The sequence below is a fragment of the Pseudomonas macauensis genome (assembly GCF_047902425.1).
In the GTDB taxonomy this organism is placed as follows: Bacteria; Pseudomonadota; Gammaproteobacteria; order Pseudomonadales; family Pseudomonadaceae; genus Pseudomonas.
This window is the reverse complement of sequence record NZ_CP138377.1, coordinates 3244074-3264708: the sequence shown is the minus strand read 5'-3', so window position 1 is coordinate 3264708 and position 20635 is coordinate 3244074. Positions and strand designations below refer to the sequence as shown.

Sequence of the window (20635 nt, the reverse complement as noted above, 5' to 3'; positions counted from 1 at the left end):
ATAACGTCTAAGGCGTTATCCGCCGTCTTGTTCGGTGTTTCCGCGCCGCTTCGGCGTGGGCTGAGAGATTTTGTTTCGCCCCCTCGGGCGACCTCCTTTGGCAAACGACCCAAAGGAGGCAAAGGTCTTGCCCCTGCATCCGGTTTTTCGCTCAGGCGAAAAATTCCCTCGCTCCATCGAAGTTTCAGGGGCCCGCGTCGACGGGCCATCCCTGGCCCAACGACGCTCTCGCGGCATCCATGCCGCTCAACCCCTGAAACTCCGATTCCACTCGGCCTCCTGAAGGGGCGCTCCGGCGCGTGCGGATGCTGCTCTGGAAGTCTTTAAATCCAGAGCCAGAGCCAGAGCTATGCGGTGCGTATGCTTTCGTAGGAGAGATGGGGGGCGCCTAGCCCTTGTCCGCGAAATCCATCGCGGCGAAATTCGTGCTGACAGGGACGCGCCTGGGTTTATCGCCCACCTGTAGGAGCGAGCTTGCTCGCGAACCGCCCAACACCGATGCGGCCGGAAAATCTGTTCGCGAGCAAGCTCCTACGAAAAGCAGCCGGCACACAACCCGTAGGGCGCATAACGCGCAACGCTATCCGCCGTGATGGGGGCTGCGAGATTCGTTTCGCGTAGCTGTTCTCAGTGGAAATCCCGACTCCGCACATCCAGCCCCTCCAGCAACTCGCTCAAATCCGTCAGCCGCCCGGCGATCACATGGCGAACGCCGTCCTTGGCTTCCAGGGTGCCGTCCACCTGCATCAGACGGGCGCTGAGGAAGGGGCGGCGCTGGCGTTCGGCGAGGTCGCGCCAGACGATCACGTTGATCATGCCGAACTCGTCTTCCAGGGTGATGAAGGTGACGCCGCTGGCGGTGCCGGGTCTCTGTCGGCCGACGACGAGGCCGGCGACACGTACCGGGCGCTCGGTCTCCAGGCGGGCGAGATCGCGTGAACTACGGCAGCGGCGGGCCCTGAGCGCGCCGCGCAGCAGGGCCAGCGGGTGCGGGCCGAGGGTGGTGCCCAGGGTCTCGTAGTCGGTGAGCAGGTCTTCGCCACGGCTGGGCAGCGGCAGGCTGACCGGCGCTTCCTCGGTGACCTGGCCGGCAAACAGCGGCAGTTGCTGCTCGACTCCGGCAATCGCCCAGCGCGCCTTGTGCCGGTGGCCCGCGAGGCCGCGCAGGGCGCCAGCATCGGCCAGCTGTTCGCGGGCGCGGCCGTCGAGATTGGCGCGAAGGCAGAGGTCGGCGACATCGCGGAACGGCTGCTGTGCGCGGGCTTGTACCAGGGCCCCGGCTGCCTCTTCACGCAGTCCGCGCACCATGCGCAGACCCAGGCGGATCGCCGGCTGGCGTCCGGGGATGGGCTCCAGAGTGCAGTCCCAGTGGCTGTGGCGCACGTCCACCGGGCGGGTTTCCAGGCCGTGGCGGCGGGCGTCCTGTAAAAGCTGGTCGGGGCTGTAGAAGCCCATGGGCCAGCTGTTGATCAGGGCGCAGGTGAAGGCCGCCGGTTCGTGGCATTTCAGCCAACTGCTGGCATAGGTGAGCAGGGCGAAGCTGGCGGCGTGGGATTCGGGGAAGCCGTAACTGCCGAAGCCCTTGATCTGCTCGAAGATGCGCGCGATGTACTCCTGTTCGTAGCCCCTGGCGGTCATGCGCTCGAACAGTTTTTTGCGGTGCGGCTCCAGCCCGCCGTGGCGCTTCCAGGCGGCCATGGAGCGACGCAGGTGGTCGGCCTCGCCAGGCGTGTATTTGGCCGCGATGATCGCCAGTTGCATTACCTGCTCCTGGAACAGCGGTACGCCGAGGGTGCGTTTGAATACCGGCTCCAATTCCTCGGAGGGATAGACGATCGGTTCCTGCTCGTTTCGTCGACGCAGGTAGGGATGCACCATGTCGCCCTGGATCGGTCCCGGGCGGACGATGGCCACTTCGATCACCAGGTCGTAGAACTCCTTGGGCTTGAGGCGCGGCAGCATGGCCATCTGCGCGCGGGATTCGATCTGGAACACGCCGATGGTGTCGGCGCGACTGATCATTGCGTAGGTCTTTGGGCACTCCGACGGCAGCGTGGCCAGTGTGTAGCGCTGCCCGCGATAGCGCTCGATCAGGTCGAAGCAGCGGCGCAGGGCGCTGAGCATGCCCAGCGAGAGCACGTCGACCTTGAGCAGGCCGACGGCGTCGAGATCGTCCTTGTCCCACTGGATCAGGGTGCGCTCGGGCATCGCGGCATTCTCCACCGGCACCAGGGTTTCCAACGGTTGCTGGGAGATGACGAAGCCGCCGGGGTGCTGTGACAGGTGCCGGGGAAAGCCGACCAGTTGCGAGGTCAGGGCGAGCACGCGGCGCAGGATCGGACTCTCCGGGTCGAAGCCGGCTTCCACCAGCCGTTCCGAGGATGGCGGCTTGTCGCTCCAGCGGCCGCAGCAGGCGGCCAGTGCGCCCACCTGGTCGGGCGGCAGGCCGAGGGCCTTGGCGATATCACGGATCGCGCCGGCGCCGTGATAGGTGCTGACCACGGCGGTCAGCGCGGCGCGCGAACGGCCGTAGCGGCGGAATATGTACTGGATGACTTCCTCGCGGCGCTCGTGTTCGAAGTCCACGTCGATGTCCGGCGGCTCGTTGCGCTCGCGGGAGATGAAGCGTTCGAACAGCAGATTGGCCTTGGATGGGTCCAACTCGGTGATCCCTAGAGCGAAGCAGACCACCGAGTTGGCCGCCGAGCCGCGACCCTGGCAGAGGATGCTCTGACTGCGGGCGAAGGCGACGATGTCGTGGACGGTGAGGAAGTAGCTGTCGTATTCCAGTTCGGCGATCAGCTCCAGCTCATATTCCACCTGGCTGCGTGTCTTTTCTCTCTCACCATCCGGCCAGCGCCGCCTGATGCCTTCCTCGGTCTTCTCCCGCAGCCAGGTGGTGGGCGTATGGCCTTCGGGCACCAGCTCGCGGGGGTATTGGTAGCGCAGTTGGTCGAGGTCGAAGGTGCAGCGCTCGGCAATCTTCACCGTCTCCTCCAGCAACTCGGCGGGGTAGATCGACGCCAGCGCCTCCCGCGGTCGCAGATGGCGTTCGCCGTTGGGATAGAGATACTGCCCGGCCTCGTGCACCGGCAGGTGCTGGCGGATGGCGGTCATGCAGTCCTGCAGGGCGCGACGGCCACGGATATGCATGTGCACGTCGCCGCAGGCCACGGCAGGGATGCCCAGGCGCGCCGCCTGTTCGCGCAGACGATGCAGCTTGCCGGCGTCGTCCGGGCCCTTGTGCAGTTCGGCGCCGAGCCACAGGCGTTCAGGAAAGCGTTCGCGCAACCAGAGGCCGTCGTCGTCCCGATCGTCGCGCGGCAGCCAGATCGCCAGCAGGTGGTCGAGGCTGCCGTCGAAGTCCGCGTGCACCAGGCGATAGCTGCCTTTCTCCGCGCGGCGGCGGGCGTGGGTGAGCAGGCGGCAGAGGTTCTCGTAGCCGCTCAGGTTCTCCGCCAGCAGCACCAGCTTCGGGCCTTGCGAGAGGCTCAGCTCGCTGCCGGTGATCAGGGGAATCTCGGTTTCTTTCGATGCCTGCCAGGCGCGTACGATGCCAGCGAGGCTGCATTCGTCAGTGATTGCCAGGGCGCGGTAACCCAGCTTCTTCGCCCGCGCGAACAGCTCGGCCGCGCTGGAAGCGCCGCGCTGAAAGCTGAAGTTGGACAGGCAGTGCAGCTCGGCATAGCCGATGCCTTCATCCGGCATGTTCATGCGAACCAGCCGTGCAGCAGCAACGGCCCCTCGTCGCCCACCGGGCGGAACACCCAGGCACGCTGGCCGCTGCGGGTGCGTACCTGGTAGTAGTCGCGGCGGATGTCCTCGCCATCCCACCAGCCGGATTCGATGCGTTCGGGCCCGGCCAGCAAGGTCGGGGCGAACTCGCGCAGTGGCTGCGGTTCCGTCAGCAGCCAGCCGGGGCGCGGGACGTCGGCGATCGGCAGGCGCGGGGTGGAATGGTCCTGCCAGGCGCGCTCCGGGCGATGCTCGGCGAGGCCGCCCAGGCCGTGCACGGCGTCGTCGCCCAACCGCGCGCGCAGGCGTTCGCGCAGCTGTTCCCAGGGCAGCGATTGCTGTGGGCGATCGTCGAAGAGCTCGCGGTGCTGCGGCACGAAGGGCGGCAGGTCGTCGGCCACCAGGCGCACGCTGTGCACCGGGGCGCGCAGTTGCAGTTGCTCCAGGCGGCCACGGGTCAGTTCGAAGAGCATGGCCGCCTCGCGTTCAGCGCTGAGCAGGCCGACGGGCATCTGCGTGTCGCTGCCTTCGTGGTGTTCCAGATGGAGGATGAAGCACTGCACGCCGCTGTCGCGCCCGGCGAGGAAGGCGGCGAGATCGGCGGTCAGGCGGCGCAGCGGGAACAGCAACGCCTGGGTGGATTCCACGTCGAAGTTCAGTTCGATACGCGATTCGAAGCGGTCTGGCGGCCGGTAGAACTCTAGGGCCAGCGGGCGCTGGCCGAGCAAGGTGTCTACCTGCCGCAGCACCTGCGGTGGGAAGCGCCGGGCCAGGCTTTCGCGGGGCAGGGCGAGTAGTTGTTGCAGGCTGCGCAGGCCCATGCGGCCCAGCGAGGTGGCGGCGTCGCGGTCCAGGCCGAGGCGCTCCAGGGGCATCCTGCCCAGGCACTGACGCAACTGCTCGTTATCGTGAATCGCCAGCCCGTCGTGGCCGTTGGCGAGGATGCGCGCGGCGGCCGGGTTGGGCGCGGCGGTGATGCGATGGCGGAAGCCCAGGCCGTTCAATTCTTCGCGCAGGCGCGCCTCGAAGCGCGGCCAGGGACCGAACAGTTGCAGGCTGGATTGCACCTCCAACAGCAGTGCGCGCGGATAGTGCTGGCTGACCTGCGAGCTGAAACCGTAGGCCCAGGCCGCCAGCAGGTTCTGCCAGTGCTCCACTTCGCGCAGGTCGTATTCGGCGGTGGTGAAATCGCGGCTCAGAGCCTGGGCTGCGGTGAGCGACTGGCCGGGCTTGAGGCCCAGCGCCCGCGCCGCCGGGTTCACCGCCTGCAAGACGCGGCGCTGGGGCGGACCGGCGAGCAGCGCCAGGGGGGCGTCCGGCTCGGCACGACCGCGCAGTACGCCGTCCATCGCCAGCTGCGGTAGAAGAATACAGGCCCAGAGCATGACGGCCTCAGTGCCAGGGCAACGGGATGGGCCGCGCCGGCGCCAGGCCGCCCCGGCACTTGAGCACACGCAACTGCGCGGGGGTGGCGTCCAGCGCCAGGCGCAATGCGGCCGGGGATGGGTTTAGCGCCTCGCGCTGCGAGCGGTAGGCGATGGCCAGGGTCTGCCCGGTTTCGGCGGCCACCTGCAGGCGGCGCAGGGTGCGGTCGTCGGCCTGCTGCGGCCAGCACAACACGGCGCCGCAGCTGCCCGAACGCAGGCATTGCTCGGTGGCCCAGAGGGCATCGCGGCCGGAGGCTTTCACGATGGCGAGCTGATCCAGTACAACCCCGGCGCCCTGCCATGCGGCCGGGTAGGGGATGTGGGGTGGGGCCACCAGCACGATGCGTTCGCCGGCCTTGCTGAGTCGTGCGAGGGTCGGCCAGACCAGTTGCAGTTCGCCGGTGCCTTCCTGGGCCAGGAGGATTTCGCTGAGTGCCGCTTCCGGCCAGCCGCCGGTGGGCAGGGCTGCGTCCAGCACGGCGTGACCGGTGGGCTGCTGGCTGGGTGGCAGGCCCTGGGGCTGGCCTTTCCAGACCTGGCGCTGATGGAACAGGGTATCGAGTGCGACCACACTGCCCATCACGGCCTCCCGGCCGGCGAGCGGCGACGGTCATGTGCCCGACGGGTGGGCCGGGGGAGGAGGATGGGCGGGTATCGCATGGGGGGCTCGGAAATAACTGTATAGATATACAGTTTATCCAGTGGAATGGTGCCGTCAATGGTGGTTGATCGGGGGCGTGGGGGCTTTCCGTAGGAGTGGAGGACTTTGTCCGCGATGATTTTTGTTTTTGTCTGGGTGTTTCTGCGCCGCTTTGGCATGTGTTGATAGATTTTGTTTCGCCCCCTCGGGCGACCTACTTTGCCAAACGACGCAAAGTAGGCAAAGGTCTCTGCCCCATCATCCGGCCCCGGCTTCGCCGGGGTTCCCTCGCTCCATCGAAGTTTCAGGGGCCCGCGTCGACGGGCCATCCATGGCCCAACGACGCTCTCGCGGCATCCATGCCGCTCAACCCCTGAAACTCCGATTCCACTCGGCCTCCTGAAGGGGCGTTCCGGTGCGTGCGGAGGTTTCTCTGGAAGTCTTTAAAGCCAGAGCCAGAGCGGAGCTGTGCTCCCGTAGGAGAGACGGGGGCACCTAGCCCTTGTCCGCGAAGGCTTGCCACAGCACCCACGTTGCAGGATGAACACCTGTAGGGTGAATAGCGCGCAGCGTTATCCGCCGTGATGGGTTTCGCTTCGCTCTACGCCATCCTACGAAGAGCGATCCAGCATGAAGCAGCCAAAGTTCCAGGCGCGCGCAGAGTCCCGTCAGGAGGCCGAGTGGAGGTATTGCGCAGAGGGGCGAGCGGCATGGATGCCGCGAGAGGCGTAGAGGGCCAAGGATGGCCCTTCTACGCCGACCCTCGGAGCGATACCGGAAGGAGGGAACCCCGGCGAAGCGGGGGCCGGATGTCGGGACGAGCCCTTTTGGTTCCTTTTGGGGCTCCAAAAGGGACTCGCCCGAGGGGGCGAAATAAAATCTCGCAGCACACGCGGAAGCGGCGCAGAACACTAAACCCAAAAGCCGCGCGGACAAAGTCCGTTCCTACAACAACAGAAACCCCTGCGGCTCCTTCGACTTCGGCGGATCGGCCACGAACTTCAGCCGCTGCGTCTTCCACCAACTAGGCAGCAACCGCCGCACCGCCGGCTGGTTGAAGCGATCGTCCAGCAGATAGATCACCCCCGAATCCGTCGGTGTGCGGATCACCCGGCCGGCGGCCTGGACGACCTTCTGCAGGCCGGGGAACAGGTAGGTGTAGTCATACCCGTCACCGAACATGCCCTGCATGCGCTGCTTGATCTCCTCGTTGACCTCGTTCACCTGCGGCAGGCCCAAGGTGGCGATGAAGGCGCCGATCAAGCGATCACCGGGCAGGTCGATGCCTTCGCCGAAGGCGCCACCGAGGACGGCGAAGCCGATGCCCTGCGAGTGTGGGGTGAAGCGGTCGAGGAAGGCCTGGCGCTCGATCTCGTTCATGCTCCGCGACTGCACCCAGCGGGGGATGTCCGGGTGTTCGGCGGCGAAGCGCTCCAGCGCCTGTTGCAGATAGGCGTAACTGCTGAAGAAGGCCAGGTAGTTGCCGGGGCGGGCGCGGAACTGGCGGGCCATCAGGGTGCTGATCGGTGCGAGGCTGGCCTCGCGGTGCTGGTAGCGGGTGGAGAGGTTGCTCAGTGCGTGGACTTCCAGCTGCTCGGCGCGGAAGGGCGATTCCACCTCGCGCCAGGTGGTGTCTTCCGGCAAGCCGAGCAGGTCCGCGTAGTAATTGGCCGGGTTCAGCGTGGCGGAGAACAGCGTGCTGCTATGCGCGGCTTCGAAGCGTGGCTCGAGGAAAGGCGCCGGCACCACGTTGCGCAGGCACAGCGTGGACAGTGTGCGCTGGCCACTGCCGTCGTGGCGGGTGATGTCGAACAGCGAGTGCGGCCCGTAGGCCTCGGCCAGCCGGCAGAACAGCATGGCGTCGAGGTAGAAGCGCAGCAGTTCGGCCTCGTTGCCGGTGGGCTGGTCGGTGAGGTGGTCGGTGATGGCGCTGACGGCCTTCTGCAGCGCGGCGATGAACAGGTCGGGCACCGTCGGGTAGATCTGGTAGTCGACCTCCTGGTCGCGGTGCATCTGGTTCCAATGCCGGCCGACGCGCTCCAGCACGCCTTTCAGGCCGGCCGGGGCGACCTTGCGCAGGGCGTTGAACTCGGACTGGTCCAGCTCGGCGCTGTACATGCCGCGCCCACGCTCGATGAGGTTGTGCGCCTCGTCCACCAGCAGCGTGACCTTCCAGTCGTTGAGCAGGGTGAGGCCGTAGAGCAGGGCGGTCATGTCGAAGTAGTAGTTGTAGTCGCACACCACCACGTCGGCCCAGCGGCACAGTTCCTGGCTCAGGTAGTAGGGGCAGACCTGGTGCTCCAGCGCTACGTCGCGCAACGCTTCCTGGGTCAGCCAGCGGTGCTTGAGCGCGGCTTCGCGGGCGGCGGGCAGGCGGTCGTAGAAGCCCTTGGCCAGCGGGCAGGATTCGCCGTGGCAGGACTTGTCCGGGTGCTCGCAGGCCTTGTCGCGGGCTACGTGCTCCAGCACTCGCAGCGGCTGGCCGGCGTCCTGTTGGCGCAGGGTCGCCAGGGCGTCGAGGGCCAGGCGCCGGCCCGGCGTCTTGGCGGTGAGGAAGAACAGCCGGTCCAGCTTCTGTCCGGGGAAGGCCTTGAGCTGCGGGAACAGGGTGCCGAGGGTCTTGCCGATGCCGGTGGTGGCCTGGGCCATCAGCGTCTGGCCGTCGCGGGCGGCGCGGTAGACCGATTCGGCAAGCATGCGTTGGCCCTGGCGGAAGTCGGCGTAGGGGAAACGCAGCGCTTCCAGGCCCTGGTCGCGCTCGACGCGGTGCGCGCTTTCCTGCTCGGCCCATTGCACGAAGCGGCTGCACTGCAGCTCGAAGAAGGCGCGCAGGTCCTCGGCGGCGAAGCGCTCGCGGAATACCGTTTCCTTCTGGGTGATGACGTTGAAGTAGACGACGGCCAGGTCGATGGCGTCGATCTCCAGCGTCTGGCACAACAGCCAGCCGTACACCTTCACCTGCGCCCAGTGCAGCAGCCGGTGGTTCTGCGGGATGCGCGCGACGTCGCCGCGGTGGGTCTTGATCTCTTCCAGCAGGTTGGCGTCCGGGTCGTAGCCGTCGGCGCGGCCGCTGACTACCAGCCCGGGATATTCGCCGCGCAGCGGCAGTTCGGCGATGTAGCCCAGGCCGCGCCGGGAGACCACCGTGGCGTGCCCGGTCATGCCTTCCTGGGCGGTTGGGGCGGGCGTGAAACGCAGGTCGAGGTCACCTTCCTTGGCGGTGAATTCGCACAGCGCGCGCACGGCGATGGCGTAGCTCATTGGGCCTCTTCCGCTTCGCCCTGCCAGCGCACGTAGCAGACTTCCACCGGTATGCCGTGCTCGGCGCAGAAGGCCAGCCAGCGTTTCTGGTTGTCCTGCAGGCGATCACCCGGGCCTTTCACTTCGATCATCCGGTAGCGGGCCTCACTGGGCCAGAACTGGATCAGGTCGGGCATGCCGGCGCGGTTGGCCTTGGGGTCGGCCAGCAGGCGTTCGAACCACAGCTTTAGGTGCGCGGCCGGCAGGCAGTGCAGGGCCTGGTCCAGCAGGTTCTCGTCGAGCAATTCCCAGTGCACGAAGGGTGAGAGGATGCCGAACTTGGCGGTGTAGGTGTCGCGGATCGCCGTCAGATAGGCGTCGCTGTCCAGCAGCGCCAGGCGCGCGGCGAAGGCTTCAGCACGACGGCTGACGAAGTCGCCGCGGTACAGGTCGCTCGGCCCAGCCTGGAAGGGGTGGAAGAAGGCGCCGGGCAGCGGGGCGAAGATCACTTCCCAGCAGAGCAGGCCGAACAGGCTGCAGATCAGCGCGTTCTCCACGTAGTGCACCGGTGCTTCGTCCTCGTGCAGCACGGCCTGCACGGCGAACTCGACGTCGACGTCCGGGCGCGGCAGCTCCAGGTCGATGCGCAGCGGCGGCGTCGGTTTGGCGGTCTTTTCCTTCGGCAGGCCGAGCTGGCGGACCAGCCGAGTCAGCGCGCGCTCCACCAGTTGCAGCTCGCTATCGCTTTCCGGCGCGGCCAGCGCGGCCTGCACCAGTGCGTGGGCTTCCTCGAAGCGCTGCAGGCGTTCCAGCACGCGGATCTGCCGCTGCCGCGAACCTCCGGCAGCGGTGCGCCGGTACAGCGCTAATGCGGCGTCCAGTTCGCCGTCGCGCTCCAGCTGGTAGGCCATGCGGTACAGCAGGCGACCGTGACGCGCTTGCAGGTAGGGATTGTCGCTGCGGAAATCGCCCAGTTCGGCCAGCAGGTCGGCGATGGGTTCGCCTGTTTCGAAGCGGACGGCGCCGTTCCACAGGTGGATGTAGGCTTCCAGGTCGTCGCGGCGGCGGAAGGCGCGGGAATCGGCAGTGAAAGGGACGGTTTCGTAGCGGAAGATGCCCAGGTCGGCGAGGACGAACTCGGACCAGTCCTGCTGCAGGTTGCCGAAGAACAGCAGGCGCAGGCGGTCGCAAAGCGGCGTCAGTATCAGGGTGTAGAGCTGGTCGAGGTCCGGATACCAGGTTCCGAACGGCTGCACTTGCTCGTGGTAGGCGTGCAGGTGCTCGTACAGCTCGGCCTTCTTCAGGGTGCTGCGTGGCAGGTCATCGCGGAAGCGGGCGAGCAGTTCGTCCTTGAGCAGCAGTGGCAGCAGTTCTTCGAGTGCGAGCGGGTAGGTATCGTCCAGCCAGCCCAGTTCCAGGAGTGGCGCGGCGGCCGCGGGAATGTCGCCGATCTCGGCATAGCTCAGCTTGCCGGCGCGAAAGTGCGGGCCCTTGCGCATGACCAGCCGCACCAGCAGCGCCCGCGACGGCAGCGGCAGCGCGCGGAAGTCGGCGATGAACCGGGCTTCCTCGGCGTCGAGCAGGTCGGCGTAGCGTTCGTCGATCCAGTCGAGGGCGCGGTGGAAGTTGGTCAGGTAGTAGAGGCTGGGGTCGAGCGGCGCAGGCATCGGCGGGCACTGGTTTTACATACAGTGCCAAGGATGGCGTGATGGGGGCTTGGCCGCAAGGGTTGTGGCGGCCTTTTATCGGGAGATGCCTTGCGCTGGGTTTTCAGGATGGCTGTAGGACCGTGCCCGGACGGCGGATCAATCGAGGCGAAACACCAGCGCCTTCAGGCCGCTATCTTCCTCGATATCGGCGAATTCCGGCGGGTTTTCCAGGCGCTCGACGAAGCGCAACTGCGGTGCTTCGGCGGCCATGCCCTGGAGGAGGAAATCCACGCCCACCGCCGGGTCATTCACGCAGGCCAGCACGGTGCCGGCGCCGTCCAGCAGCTCCGGCAGGCGGCGCAGAACGCGGGCGTAGTCCTTGTCGAGGACGAAGCTGCCTTTCTGGAAGCTCGGCGGATCGATGATGATCAGGTCGTACGGGCCGGATTTCTTCACCTTGCCCCAGGACTTGAACAGGTCGTGGTCGAGGAAGCTCACCTTGGACAGGTCGTGGCCGTTCAGGCGGTGGTTGTCGCGGCCACGGCTCAGCGCGGCGCGGGCCATGTCGAGGTTGACCACCTTCTGCGCGCCGCCGGCAATTGCCGCCACGGAGAAGCCGCAGGTGTAGGCGAACAGGTTGAGCACGCGCAGACCTTCGGCGTTGGCCTGCACCCATTGGCGGCCGTAGCGCATGTCGAGGAACAGGCCGTTGTTCTGCTTGCGGCCCAGGTCCAGTTGGTAGCGCAGGCCGTGTTCGGTGATCTGCCAGCCGTCGAAGGCTTCGCCGAACAGCACTTCCATGGTGCTTTCCAGGGTGTAGCGGTGTTGCAGCATCAGGCTGCGGGCGCCGGTGGCGCGCCAGGTTGCGCCTTGCGCCAGTTCCAGCAGCATCGCCCGCAGCGCCGCCAGTTCGTCCTCGGCCGGTTCGCGGAACAGCGACACCAGCAGCACGCCTTCCAGCCAGTCGGCGGTCACCTGCTCCAGGCCCGGCCAGCGCCGGCCGCGGCCGTGGAACAGACGGCGGGTTTCCACGGGGGCGGGGTTCAGGGCGGTGAGCAGTTGCTCGCGCAGGGTGGCGATGGCGTCGGTGTTCATTGTCTGGGTCTTTCCAATCGGGGCGGCGATTCTACGCGCTCAGGCGCCATGGCGCTGCACCCGCAGTTTTTCCTCCGGACGCGGGGCGACGAAGAAACGATTGAGCGCCTCGTAGCCGGCCGGGTCCAGCGGTGCGGCCAGCGGTGCCAGGGCGTGGCGGGCGAGCAGGCGGTTGCGGCAGGTGTCCGGGTCGATGTCGAGGAAATGCAGGCAGTGCCCGGCGCCGGCCTGCTGCGCCAGGTCGATCAGCCAGCGGCGGTCAGCCAGGGTGTTGGCGGGGATGTCCAGCACCACGCTGGTGCCGGCGCGCAACAGGCCGACCACGTGCGGCCCCATGACCTTGCGCACGCGGCGGGCGTAGAGCTGGTAGTCGTCCGGGTTGCTGATGCCCCAGGGGAAGAGCTCGGCCAGCCATTGTTCCTCGGCCAGCATCACGGTGCCCGGCGCCTCGGCCAATTGCCGCGCCAGGCAGGATTTGCCCGACGCCGCCTTGCCACACAGCAGGTGCAATGTGCCCGTACTCATGTCGTCGCCTCCAACAGGTCGGTACCGTAGGAGTTGTCCACGGCGCAACGCCAGGCGCCGTCGGCTTCGCGGCGGAAGACGTAGGTGGCGCGGCGGGTCAGCTTGCCGTGGCGGGTGTCCAGCAGGGTTTGCGCGACCACCAGCGCGGTGTCGCCGGTTTCGAGGATTTCCAGGCGGCCCTGGCGCACCCGCAGCTTGTGCCCGAAGTGTTCGGCGATGGCGGCGAAGGCGCGGCGGATCTGCTCCTTGCCCCGCGCCAGCAGGCCGGGCTTGACCACCAGCAGTGCGTCGTCGGTGTAGAACGCCAGCAGCGCGTCGAAATCCTCGCGGCCGATGGCTTCGTCGGCGGCCTGGATGAGCGTTTGCAGGGGGTGCAGATCCTGGGAAAGAGTAGGGGGGAATGCCGGTTCCATCGGTGTCTCCTGGTCAGGGAACCTCGGACGGCGGGCATTAAAAAACCCGCCGGGAGGCGGGTTTGGTTGTTCGCTTGAATGCGCTAACCCACCATCGGAGCGATGGTGGTAATAATCTGCTGGAAGGTGCGGTTGGCGGCATTCATGGGCTCAGAAGCTAGCAGAAGTTTCATACGTCGCGCCAGCGTCTTTTTTTGCTGGCGGCATGGCATGATCGCGCCCCGCCGTGGTCAAACCGCCATGCCTATCTCCACGTTGTAGCGGAGCACCCCATGCCATCCCTCATCCCGACCCTCATCCTGCGCGCCCTGGCGCTGCTCGCCGGGTTGGTCGTGTCCGTCGAAACCCCTGCCGTTACCTGTCCCCAGGGGCAGCGGCAGGTCTGCCTGGATACCTGCGTCTGCCTGCCGGACCTGGGCGCCGTGCTCGGCCCGGTGATCGCCGACACCCGCAAGATGGCCGGACAGGCGCTGGGCGTCTGGCTGCAGCAGTCCCGCGACCAGGCGGAGCAGGGCGGCACCCAGCCGATCCCGCTGGAAATCCGCGCGCAGCTGCAGGCCTATTTCCCCGACGAGGTGCTGATGGCGGCGCGCTATTCCACCGGCGCGCTGGATGAGCTGAACGCCGCCCAGACCATGATGCAGAACCCCGACACCGAGGCCGTCACCCTGGTGGACGTGATCGTCTTCCGCCGCGAGGAAGACGCGCAGAAGGACGTCGCCCTCTGGGCCCACGAACTGTGGCACGTGAAGCAGTTCCAGGAGTGGGGCGTACAGGGCTTCGCTAGCCGCTACAGCGAGGACTACGATGCCGTGGAGTCGCCGGCCTACGCGATGCAGCGCAAGGTAGCCAAGGACCTGCGCGACAGCCAGCAGACGGCCGCCGCGCAGCACTAGCGGCTCGCGGACTCCCCGGCGGCGGCTTCCGGCACCGGCGTACCGCCGCCAAGCGCCTTGCACAGGGCGATCAGGGTCAGGCGCAGCTGGGTATCGCTGTCCACCAGGTCGCGGCGCGATTGCAGGTAGGCGCGCTGGGCGTCCAGCTCCACCAGGAAGTCGGTCATCCCGCCGGCGTAGCGCGCCTTGGCCATGCCATAGGCGATGTCGGCGCTGCGCTGCTTGTCCTGCAACTGGCGGTTGCGCTGGCGTTCGGCGCCGTACTGGCTGAGGCTGTCGTCGACTTCCTGCCAGGCCTTGAGCACGGTCTGCTGGTAGGCCACGGCGGCTTCCTGCTGTTCCAGCTTGCGCAGGTTGATGCTGGAGCGCCGCCGGCCATTGTCGAAGATCGGCACGGAGAGGCTCGGGCCGACGCTCCAGGTGCGGCTGCCCCAGTCGCTGATATGGCCGTCCTCGGTGGATTCGAAGCCGAAGCGCGCACCCAGGCGGATGGCGGGGTAGAGATCGGCCACGGCCACGCCGATATTGGCCGTGGCGGCATGCAGCTGGGCTTCGGCGGCGCGGATGTCCGGGCGGCGCCGGGCCAGCTCCGAGGGCAGGCCGAGGCTGAGGTCCGGCGTCTGCGGCTCGGTCTGCGCAACCGGTTTGAGTTCGTCGCGCAGGCTGCCGGGTTCGGCGCCGATCAGCACGCCGATCTGGTTGATCGCCGCGCTTTCGCTGGCCAGCAGTTGCGGCAGGCGCGAGCGCAGATCGGCCAGTTGGCCGCGCTGGCGTTCGACGTCGAAGTCGTCCACCAGGCCGCCATCGGCGCGCACCTGGATCAGTTGCAGGGTTTCCTCGGTGGCGGCCAGGTCCTGGCGCGTCACCGCAATCTGCTGCTGCACGCCGCGCAGCTCGAAGTAGGCGCGGGACAGTTCCGCGGCGACGCCCAGGCGCACTTCGTCGAGCATCGCCGCCTGCGCTGCCACGCTGGCGTCGGCGGACTCGATGGAGCGGCGGATGCGGCCCCACAGGTCCGGCTCCCAGGAGGCGTCGAAGCCGGCCTGGTAGAGGGTGAAGGGCTCGGCGAGAACCTTGCTGATCTGCTCGCTGTTCGCGCCGGGGGCGATGCGCTGGATCATCAGCGCGTTGGCGCCGTTCTCGCTCATGCGCTGGCGATTGACTGCCGCCGAGGCGTTGACGTCCACGCCGCGCTGGGACGCCACCATCTGCCGCTGCATGCGGCTCTGGGCGAAGCGCAGCACGGCGGTGTTGAGGTCGGGGCTGGCCTTGTCCGCGCGGCGCTGCAGGTTGTTCAGCACCGGGTCGTTGAACAGCGTCCACCAGTCCTCGGCGAGTTGGGTGGTGCCGGCGCTGGGCGCAAGCGCCGCTTCGCCGGAGTGGGCCGCCTGCCAGCTGGCCGGGCTCTTGGTCTGCGGCGTTTCATAGTCAGGGCCGACGGCGCAGCCGCCGAGCAGGATCAGGCAGCAGGCGAGGGGAGTGAGGGAATGTTTCATGGCGTTTCTCTCACGTCAGGCGGTGGCGGAACAGCCACGAGGCGAGTGGCAGGGTGACGGCCGCCACCACCAGCATGGGGATGAGGTTGAACGACACGCTGGCGAGGCTGGCGCCTTCCAGGTAGACGCGCTGGATCAGGTCGATGCCGAAGCGCAGCGGGTTGGCGTAGGTCACGATCTGCAGGAACTCCGGCATGTTGCGCACCGGCGTGGCGAGGCCGGAGAGCAGCGTCAGCGGCATGATCAGCACGAAGGTGTAGAGCATCGCCTGCTGCATGTTCAGCGAGATGGCGGAAATCGACATGCCCAGCCCGACGCAGGCGATGGTGAACACCGCCAGCCCGCCGTACAGGTCCAGCAGCGAGCCGGCCATGGGGATGCGGAACCAGAACAGCGCCATCAGCAGCACCAGGCTGGCCTGGGCCAGGCCGATCAGAGTCGGCGGTATGGCCTTGCCGAGCATGATTTCCAGCGGCGTGTAGGGCGTCACCAGGAGCTGGTCGAAGGTGCCCTGTTCGCGCTCGCGGGCCACCGAGAGGGCAGTGAGCATCAGCGTCTGCATCATGCTCAGGGTGGCGATCAGCGCCGGGATCAGCGGCCAGCGGGTTTCCAGGTTGGGGTTGTACCAGGCGCGGCTGACCACGCTCAGCGGTGGTGCCGCCAGGCCCCGGCTGCGGTTGAAGTCGACCACGATGCTGGCCAGCCCCGCGGCGGCGGAACCGGCGGTGTTGGAGTTGCGCCCGTCGAGGATGACCTGGATCGGTGCCGGGTCGCCCTGGGCCAGGCGGGTCTGGAAGTCGGAAGGGATGTGCACCACCAGCAGCGCCTTCTGCTCGTCGATTACCGTCTGGATTTCCTCCACCCGCGTGAGGGTCGCCACCCGGTGGAAGATGCCGCTGCCGTCCAAGCGCGAGGCCAGCTCGCGGGATGCCTCTCCATTACTGAGGTCGAGCAGGGCGTAGGGCGCGTCGTTGAGGTCGAAGGTTACCGCGTAGCCGAACAGCACGCTTTGCAGCAGCACCGGCACCACCAGCACGATGCGGTTGGCCGGGTCCTTGAGGATCACCAGCAGTTCCTTGCGCCAGAGGTTGAGGATGCGCCAGAAGAATTCCATCGTGCTCTAGTCCAGTCGCTTGCGCGTCACCAGCCGCGCCAGGCCCAGCAGGACCACGGCGTAGGCGGCGAGGATCGCGCAATCCTTGAGGATCATCGGCCAGAAGTTGCCGGCCAGGAACAGGGATTTCACCAGTTCCATGAAGTAGGTCGCCGGCAGCAGGTCGCCCACCACGCGGATGGCGGTCGGCACGTTGCGCAGGTCGAAGATGAAACCCGAGAGCATCATGGCCGGCAGGAAGCTGGCGAGCAGGGCGATCTGGCTGGCGAGGAACTGGTTCTTGGTCATCGCCGAGATCAGCAGGCCGATCCCCAGGGCCACCAGCATGTAGAGCATGGAGGCGACCACCAGCACGACGAAGGAGCCGTACAGCGGCACGTCGAACAGGACGCGCGCGGCGATCAGGCACAGCGCCAGGCCGACCATGCCGATGCCGAAGCAGGGGATGATCTTCGCCAGGAGGATTTCCACCGGCCGCACCGGGGTGACGAACAGCGCTTCCAGGGTACCGCGCTCCCATTCGCGGGCCATCACCAGGGCGGTGAGGAAGGCGCCCACCAGGGTCATGATCAGCACGATCAGCCCCGGCACCAGGTACCAGGTGCTGGTGTTGGCGGCGTTGAACCACATGCGCTGGACGATGGTAACGGCGCCGCCCCGACTCTGAGCACCGGCGCTTCGGTCGGCCTGCTTCTCGCCCCAGCCGGCCAGGGCGCTGCCGACGTAGGTGGCGACGCTGGCCGCACGGGTGGCGTCCGAGCCCTGCACCAGCACCTGGATCTGCGCGTTGCCTTCATTCAGGCGGCGGGTGAAGTCGGAGGGCACCTGCACCAGCGCGTCCACCTCGCGGGACTTCATCAGCGCCTCGCCCTCGGCAAGGGAGCGCACATGATGTGGCACCAGGTAGTCGGTGCGGCTGATGCTGGCGGCGACGTCGCGGGCGATGGGCGAGGGATCGTCGAGGACGATGGCGACGATGGCGCGCTTCACGTCCAGCGACAGGCCGTAGCCGAAGATCAGGATCAGCGCGATGGGCAGGCCGATGCCGATCAGCAGGTTGCTGCGGTCGCGCACCAGCTGCCGCACTTCCTTGCGGGTCAGCGAGGCGAGGCGCCGCCAGAAGCCGCCGGCACTCATGCCGCGCCCGCCCTGGCCCGTTCGCGGTTGCTTTCCACGATCTCGATGAATGCCTGCTCCATGTTCAGCGTGCTGCCCTTGCCGCCGGCCTGCTCGCGCACTTCCTGCGGGGTGCCCATGGCCAGCAGCCGGCCGGCGTCCTGGATGACGATGCGGTCGCAGTACTCGGCTTCTTCCATGAAGTGGGTGGTGATGATGATGGTGGTGCCGGAGGCCGCCAGCGCCGTGATGCGTTGCCAGAAGCCACGGCGGGCGAGGGGATCGGCGCCGCTGGTGGGTTCGTCGAGGAAGAGGATTTCCGGCTCGTGGAGCAGGCCCACGGCCATCGCCAGGCGTTGCTTGAAGCCCCCCGGCAGTTGCCCGCTGGGCGCGTCTTCCTGGCCGGCGAGGTCGAACTGCCGCGACACCGCGTCCATCCGCTGGCTCAAGCGCTTGCCGATCAGGCCATAGGCACCGCCGAAGAAGCGCAGGTTCTCCGCCACCGAGAGGTTGCCGTAGAGGGAGAACTTCTGCGACACGTAGCCGACCTTGCGTCGCGCCTGGGCCCGCGCGTGGCGCAGGTTGACCCCGGCCACCTGCAGGGTGCCGCTGGTGGCCGGCAGCAGCCCGCAGAGCATGCGGAAGGTGGTGGTCTTGCCGGCGCCGTTGGGGCCGAGCAGGCCGAAGATTTCCCCGCGGCGCACGCTGAAGCTGGTGCTGGCCACGGCGGTGAAGTCGCCGAACTTGCGTACCAGGTCCTTCACTTCGATCACCGCTTCCTCGCCATCCTCATGACGCTGCGTGCCGCTCTTGAGCGATTCCATGTCCACCGCCTCGGCGTCGCTGCGGGCGCGCAGGAGGAACATGAAGCCGTCTTCCAGGCGCGCCTCCACCGGGCGGACCGGCGCGCCGCCGAGCAACTGGTCGAGCTTCGATTGCTCGGCATCGGGCTGGCGGATGAAGCGCACTTCGCCCGATTGCGGCACGGCGTCGACGATGTTCTGGTGGTCCTCCAGCAGCCGCGCCTGCAGGGTGCGCGCGGGCTGTTCCGGCGGCGGCGTGGCGATGAAGCAGAGGTGGTCGGCGTGCTGGCGGATCGACGCCGGGTCGCCCTTGGCCATCAGTTGGCCCTGGTGCAGCAGAAAGACTTCGGCGCAGCGCTCGGCCTCGTCCATGTAGGAAGTGGAGACCAGTACGCTGAGCTGCTCCTGCTCGATCAACTGCTGGATGATTTCCCAGAGTTCGCGGCGCGACAGCGGATCGACGCCCACCGTAGGTTCGTCGAGCAGCAGCAGGTCCGGCGAGCGCACCAGGGTGCAGGCCAGGCCCAGCTTCTGCTTCATGCCGCCGGAGAGCTTGCCCGCCGGGCGCTCGGTGAAGCGCGACAGGTCGGTCATTTCCAGCAGGCGCTGGTAGCGTTCCTCGCGCTGCCCGTGGGGCACGCCGTGGAGGTCGGCGTAGAGGTCGAGGTTCTCCTGCACGCTGAGGTCCTCGTAGAGGCCGAAGCGCTGCGGCATGTAGCTGATGCGGTCCTGCACCCGCTGCGGGTGGGTGTGGACGTCCAGGTCCAGCACCGTCAGGCTGCCGGCATCGGCCTGCAGAAGCCCGGCGACCAGGCGCAGGAAGGTGGTCTTGCCGGCGCCGTCCGGGCCGACCAGCGCGGTGAGCTGGCCGCGCGGGATGTCCAGGCTGATGTCCTTGAGCGCCTGTACCGTCTTGCCCGACTCCTTGACCAGGAACTGCTTGGCCAGGCCCGCGGCGCGGATGACCGGGCTTTCGTCGTGGATTCCCTGAACCGGGGCCATCAGCGCGGCTCGTCGGCGAAACGTACCGTGGCCGGCATGCCCAGGCGCAGGCGGTTATCGGGGTCGGCCACAAGCACCCGGACTTCGTAGACCAGGCTGGTGCGCAGCTCTTCGGTCTGCACCGATTTCGGGGTGAATTCGGCGACCGAGGAGATAAAGCCGACGTGACCGTCGATGGCCTGGTCCGGGTGGCTGTCGGTGAAGACCTCGGCCTTCATGCCGGGCTTGAGCCGCCCCAGGTTGACTTCGCTGACATAGGCGCGAATCCATTTCGGGTCGGTCAGCGCCAGGGAATACACCGGGCGTTGCGGCGAGGCCATGTCGCCGGGTTCCAGCAGTCGCGAACGCACGGTGGCGTTCTGTGGCGCCTTGAGGTCGGCTTCGTCGAGGTTGTGCTGGAGCAGGGCGAGGTCGGCGCGGGCGGCGGCGAGCTGCGCCTCGGCCTGGGCGATGTCTTCCGCGCGCGGGCCGATCCGGGCCAGGCGCAGGGATTTCTGCCGATCTTCCAGCTGGGCCTGGGCGACCTTCTGCTGGGAGGTGGCGCTATCGATGTCCTGCTGGCTCACGGCGCGGCCGCCAGGACTGTTGGCGCGGATGTTCTGCAGGCGGCGCAGCTGGGTGTTGGCGAGGTCGAGCTGGGCGCGGGCGGCCTGGTCCTGGGCGCGGGCGCGGTCGATGTCCTCGGGGCGCGTGCCGTTCTTCAGACGCAACAGGCTCTGCTCCTGGGCGGCGATCTGCGCCCGGGCCTTGTCGATCTGCAGGCGCAGGGTGCGGGTGTCGAGGCTGGCCAGCACGTCGCCAGCCTTCACCTGGTCGCCTTCATCGACGTTCATCCGGGCGATGCGCTCGCTGCCGATGAAGGCCAGCGAAACCTGGCGGATATCGACGTTGCCGTAGAGCACCAGTCCTTTATCTCCGCTTTCGCGGGATTGCAGGTACCACCATGACCCGCCCCCCAGCAACAGCACCAGAATGACGACCAGCAACAGCTTCTTCGGCATGTAAAGCTTCCCTGTTTCGTGACAGCCCGGTGAAGGATAGCCAGTTATTCGCCCCCCGGAGCAGCAAAATCACGGCTACGGTGCGTCGCAGAGGGGTTTCGGGCATCGTTTCGTCAGTTGCGCCGCCGTAGTTGCATATTGCTGTTAGCGTGAAGAGGCAACCTTTGACGGGAGCGCTGTCATGAGCGATCAAGTGAATGGTTCTCAGGCCGCCAAGCAGTCCTCTTGCCTGCGTCGCGCGCAGCTGATGCAGTGGTCCGGCATGGTGATGTTCGTCCTGGCCATCGGCCTGGCCGCGCTGACGGACTTCCTGACCCACAGCGAGGGCATGACGACCATCGTGCTTTTCGGTGGGCTCGGGCTGCTGGCGATGGTGTCGGCGCGCTTCATCGCGATGGCTTGCCTGCGCAAGCAGCATCCGTAGGGCGTATAACGCTCCGCGTTATACGCCGTTTGGCCTGAGCCTCAGACCGCTCCGGGTTC

General features: G+C 67.3%; 15 protein-coding genes. 2 read left to right on the top strand and 13 right to left on the bottom strand.

The features are described 5' to 3' along the window. Nucleotides 1-627: 627 nt before the first annotated feature. The 8 genes from SD196_RS15025 to SD196_RS14990 all read right to left on the bottom strand — a co-directional run bounded on the left by SD196_RS15025 (nt 628) and on the right by SD196_RS14990 (nt 12724). Nucleotides 628-3714 (bottom strand): error-prone DNA polymerase, encoded by a 3087-nt coding sequence (locus tag SD196_RS15025; RefSeq protein WP_416310338.1) that lies wholly within the window; start codon nt 3712-3714, stop codon nt 628-630. Continuing rightward, on the bottom strand, nt 3711-5120 hold the full coding sequence (locus tag SD196_RS15020; RefSeq protein ID WP_331319451.1) for a DNA polymerase Y family protein: 1410 nt from the start codon (nt 5118-5120) through the stop codon (nt 3711-3713). The genes SD196_RS15025 and SD196_RS15020 overlap by 4 nt, the downstream gene beginning before the upstream one ends. 7 nt (nt 5121-5127) lie before the next feature. Continuing rightward, complete coding sequence (gene imuA, locus SD196_RS15015) at nt 5128-5742, bottom strand: translesion DNA synthesis-associated protein ImuA (protein WP_275611655.1); 615 nt, start codon at nt 5740-5742, stop codon at nt 5128-5130. A 1005-nt stretch (nt 5743-6747) separates the two neighbouring features. Next, nucleotides 6748-9063 carry an ATP-dependent DNA helicase gene (locus SD196_RS15010; protein ID WP_416310337.1) on the bottom strand — a complete coding sequence of 772 codons (2316 nt, stop codon included), beginning with the start codon at nt 9061-9063 and terminating at the stop codon, nt 6748-6750. Next, the gene (locus SD196_RS15005) at nt 9060-10709 is read right to left on the bottom strand and encodes a VRR-NUC domain-containing protein (protein WP_416310336.1); all 1650 of its coding nucleotides are present in this window, start codon (nt 10707-10709) and stop codon (nt 9060-9062) included. The genes SD196_RS15010 and SD196_RS15005 overlap by 4 nt, the downstream gene beginning before the upstream one ends. 138 nt (nt 10710-10847) lie before the next feature. Further along, nucleotides 10848-11786: a class I SAM-dependent methyltransferase gene (locus SD196_RS15000; RefSeq protein WP_416310335.1), complete on the bottom strand. Its 939-nt coding sequence runs from the start codon at nt 11784-11786 to the stop codon at nt 10848-10850. 39 nt (nt 11787-11825) lie between these two features. Beyond that, entirely contained in the window at nt 11826-12311 is a 486-nt protein-coding gene (locus SD196_RS14995; protein ID WP_275611659.1) for an AAA family ATPase, read from the bottom strand. Beyond that, complete coding sequence (locus SD196_RS14990) at nt 12308-12724, bottom strand: YybH family protein (protein WP_331319447.1); 417 nt, start codon at nt 12722-12724, stop codon at nt 12308-12310. The genes SD196_RS14995 and SD196_RS14990 overlap by 4 nt, the downstream gene beginning before the upstream one ends. A gap of 272 nt (nt 12725-12996) precedes the next feature. Between SD196_RS14990 and SD196_RS14985 the strand changes: the two genes are divergently transcribed. After that, entirely contained in the window at nt 12997-13620 is a 624-nt protein-coding gene (locus SD196_RS14985) for a DUF4157 domain-containing protein (RefSeq protein WP_416310334.1), read from the top strand. Here SD196_RS14985 and SD196_RS14980 read toward each other — a convergent pair. From SD196_RS14980 to SD196_RS14960, 5 genes are read right to left on the bottom strand one after another with little or no spacing between them, the layout of a single operon-like run. Beyond that, complete coding sequence (locus tag SD196_RS14980) at nt 13617-15116, bottom strand: efflux transporter outer membrane subunit (protein ID WP_331319445.1); 1500 nt, start codon at nt 15114-15116, stop codon at nt 13617-13619. The two genes, SD196_RS14985 and SD196_RS14980, sit on opposite strands and share 4 nt — an antisense overlap. Nucleotides 15117-15126: 10 nt before the next feature. Further along, entirely contained in the window at nt 15127-16230 is a 1104-nt protein-coding gene (locus SD196_RS14975; protein WP_370601595.1) for an ABC transporter permease, read from the bottom strand. 6 nt (nt 16231-16236) lie between these two features. Next, nucleotides 16237-17367 carry an ABC transporter permease gene (locus SD196_RS14970; protein ID WP_416310333.1) on the bottom strand — a complete coding sequence of 377 codons (1131 nt, stop codon included), beginning with the start codon at nt 17365-17367 and terminating at the stop codon, nt 16237-16239. After that, a complete protein-coding gene (locus tag SD196_RS14965; protein WP_416310332.1) occupies nt 17364-19151 on the bottom strand; it encodes an ATP-binding cassette domain-containing protein in 1788 nt (595 codons plus the stop codon). Before SD196_RS14965 ends, SD196_RS14970 begins: the two co-directional genes overlap by 4 nt. Beyond that, nucleotides 19151-20152 carry an HlyD family efflux transporter periplasmic adaptor subunit gene (locus SD196_RS14960; protein ID WP_416310331.1) on the bottom strand — a complete coding sequence of 334 codons (1002 nt, stop codon included), beginning with the start codon at nt 20150-20152 and terminating at the stop codon, nt 19151-19153. Before SD196_RS14960 ends, SD196_RS14965 begins: the two co-directional genes overlap by 1 nt. 181 nt (nt 20153-20333) lie before the next feature. Between SD196_RS14960 and SD196_RS14955 the strand changes: the two genes are divergently transcribed. Then, the gene (locus SD196_RS14955; RefSeq protein ID WP_331319440.1) at nt 20334-20576 is read left to right on the top strand and encodes a hypothetical protein; all 243 of its coding nucleotides are present in this window, start codon (nt 20334-20336) and stop codon (nt 20574-20576) included. Nucleotides 20577-20635 lie beyond the last annotated feature (59 nt).